This window comes from Dialister sp. CAG:357, from assembly GCF_000435155.1.
GTDB lineage: Bacteria > Bacillota > Negativicutes > Veillonellales > Dialisteraceae > Dialister > Dialister hominis.
The window spans coordinates 1-3,151 of record NZ_FR896438.1 but is presented as its reverse complement, the minus strand read 5'-3'; the positions used below and the strand labels follow the sequence as shown (position 1 = coordinate 3,151).

Sequence of the window (3,151 nt, the reverse complement as noted above, 5' to 3'; positions counted from 1 at the left end):
CTCCTTCCCCGCTGGGGCAGGTCAAAACCTTCCGCATCGACGCGAAGCACCTTTATCAACTGCGATGTACTGAGTCCTGATTTTCAGGGCCGTAGGCCGGTCTTAACCTTGCTCCGGGAGGAGAAGGTGGCGGCGGAGCCGACGGATGAGTTGTATTTCCTCAAGGCGTCAGCCTTGGTTGTAAGGTTTTTATCGAGCAACGCGAGGTTTAAGGGAGTTAACCTTGCTCCGGGAGGAGAAGGTGGGAAATTTTTGCTTTTTAAAAATTTCTCGGATGCGATGTAGTTCCTAGGACATGGGCCGGCTGTATGGTTTTATCATCATTCCTCCGCTCCCGCCATCGCCGCTAAAAATCCAAGGTACGCCTTACACTCAATAGACTCTTTCCTATTACACTTTCACAATAGCGATGTACTGAGTCCGGATTTCCTAGACGAGAAAGCTGTCCCCGTTAGGGGAAAGTGGCGCGCATGCGCCGAAAGGGGTTCATTACCACGCAGGAAAGCTGCGGTTGTCTGGTTTTCTTGTCAATATTTCCCCACATCCACTCCATTTTCACAAATATCCCCCTCCCTCATCCTCCCATTTCCTCTGATTTTCTTCTGATTGTGGGATTGTGATATAATATGAATGATTATTGTTTTTTTATCAAAAGTCAGCTATCCGTTTTTACGGGGCTCTCACAATTTGCATAGGAGTGCGCGTTTAGTTTATGAAGAACTCTGACATTCGCCGAGAACGGCCCAAGAAAAAATCTTCCATGTTCAAGAAGATTATCATATTTCTTGTCGTGATTTTCTTTATCGCAGGAGCAGGCGCTGCTGCGGGATTTTTTGTGTCCGTTTCCGGAAAGCTTCCGGATGTGACGGCTAATATTACGCCGAATGCGTCTTCGCGTATTTATGATACGAAGGGCCGCCTGATTACGACGGTGCATGCGGAGGAAAACCGTATCCCCGTACCGATCAGCGAAGTGCCGAAGAATTTGCAGAATGCATTCGTGGCAGCGGAAGATGTCCGTTTCTATGAACACCATGGCGTCGATCCGCGCGGTATTCTCCGTGCCATCTGGGCGAACGTGGTTTCCGGCAATGCGACGGGACAGGGCGGTTCTACCATCACCCAGCAGCTCGCAAGAAATGCATTCCTGACACAGGAACAGACACTGAAGAGAAAGCTCCTTGAAGTCGTCCTCGCTTTTGAAATCGAAAGCAAGTACACCAAGCAGCAGATTCTTGAAATGTACATGAACCAGATCTACTTCGGCCAGGGCTGCTACGGCATCCAGACCGCATCCCGCGTCTACTTCGGCAAGGACGTGAAGGATCTGTCGCTCGCGCAGTGCGCTCTGCTGGCAGGACTTCCGAACAGCCCGAACTACTACTCGCCATTCAGAAGCGTAGAAGCAGCGAAGTACCGCCAGGCGATCGTCCTCGATCAGATGGCTAAGTACGGCTACATTTCCGAAGCCGATGCTGCCGCTGCCAAGAAGGCCGACCTGCACCTTGCCAAACCGCAGTCTGCCAAGACGACAGAAAACACAGCTTCCTACTTCGTCAGCTACATCATTCAGACCATCAGCGACAAGTATGGCTCTGATACCATTTACAAAGAAGGACTCCAGATTTACACCACCCTCGATCTGGATATGCAGAAAGACGCTGAAAATGCGCTGAAGAACGACCTCCCGGCAGGTTCCAAAGACTCCAAGGGCCTGACACAGCCGCAGGGCGCTCTCATGTCCATCGAAGTCGGCACAGGCCAGATCAAAGCCATGGTCGGCGGCCGCGGCGAAGACCACTTCAACCGCGCTGTCCAGATGGTCCGTCAGCCTGGCTCCGCATTCAAGCCATTCGTCTATGTCACCGCCTTTGAAAACAAATTCGAACCATCCGATCTTCTGAGCAATGAAAAGAAGACCTATGCAGGTGGCTGGACACCGAAGAACTATGAAGACGAAAGCGGCGGCAAAGTCACCCTCGAACAGGCCCTGATCGATTCCATGAACATCCCGACCATCGACCTCGCCAACCGCGTAGGCATGTCCAAGATCCTGAAAACCGCACAGGACGCAGGCATTTCCACCCTCGTCATGAGCGGTAAGCAGAACGATGACAACCTCGCAGCAGCCATCGGCGGTCTCACTAACGGCGTCTCCGTCTACGACATGGCAGAAGCATACTCCGTCTTTGCCAACGACGGCAAACTCATCAAACCAATCGCCGTCCTCAAAGTCGTCGACAGGAACGGCAGCGTCCTCGAAGACCACACCGGCACACCGGAATCCACACAGGTCATCAATGAAAACGCAGTCTACAAACTGACCAGCATCCTCCAGGAAGTCATTTCCAGAGGCACCGGCGGAAACGCATACATCGGCCGCCCGGCAGCAGGCAAGACAGGCACCACCGACGGTGAACACGACGCATGGTTCGTCGGCTACACCCCGCAGCTCGTCACAGCCGTCTGGATCGGCGACGACACCTCCAGCAACGCAGGCTACACCGGCGGCACCATCCCGGCAGCCATCTGGAGAGACTACATGAAAGCAGCCCTCTCCGGCTACTCCGTCAAGAACTTCTACATCCCGGAATCCATCCGCCAGCAAATCGAACAGCAGCGCGCAGCCAAAGCAGCCGCTGATGCAGAAGCCAAGAAGAAAGCCGAAGAAGCCAAGAAAGCAGCTGACGCCAAAGCCAAGGACGACAAATCCGCAGGCAGCAAACTCCTCGACCGCATCACAGGCAAGGACGCCAAGACGGATAATACAGCTGATGCAGCAAAAGATACAAAATAAGGAAATAAAAAAGGACCGCATGAACTTCGCGGTCCTTTTTACGTGGAGTGGGGAGGAGGAGGGAAAAGGGGCCGTAGGCCGGTCTTGACCTTGCTCCGGGAGGAGAAGGTGGGAAATTTTTGCTTTTTAAAAATTTCTCGGATGCGATGTAGTTCCTAGGACATGGGCCGGCTGTATGGTTTTATCATCATTCCTCCGCTCCCGCCATCGCCGCTAAAAATCCAAGGTACGCCTTACACTCAATAGACTCTTTCCTATTACACTTTCACAATAGCGATGTACTGAGTCCGGATTTCCTAGACGAGAAAGCTGTCCCCGTTAGGGGAAAGTGGCGCGCATGCGCCGAAAGGGGTT

General features: G+C 52.8%; 2 protein-coding genes. Both read left to right on the top strand.

Annotation, left to right across the window (positions count from 1 at the left end; all coding sequences use genetic code 11):
* Window positions 1-285, top strand: a 285-nt coding sequence (locus tag M3200_RS06205) for a hypothetical protein (protein WP_288178189.1), incomplete at its 5' end; no start/stop codon positions are given.
* A gap of 427 nt (window positions 286-712) precedes the next feature.
* Window positions 713-2,797, top strand: a complete 2,085-nt coding sequence (locus M3200_RS06200; RefSeq protein WP_022382677.1) for a transglycosylase domain-containing protein — start codon at window positions 713-715, stop codon at window positions 2,795-2,797.
* Window positions 2,798-3,151: the final 354 nt, after the last annotated feature.

Bases quoted from the DNA above. Each gene is read 5' to 3' on its own strand.
- M3200_RS06200 (WP_022382677.1), top strand. From the start codon at position 713: ATGAAGAACTCTGACATTCGCCGAGAACGGCCCAAGAAAAAATCTTCC.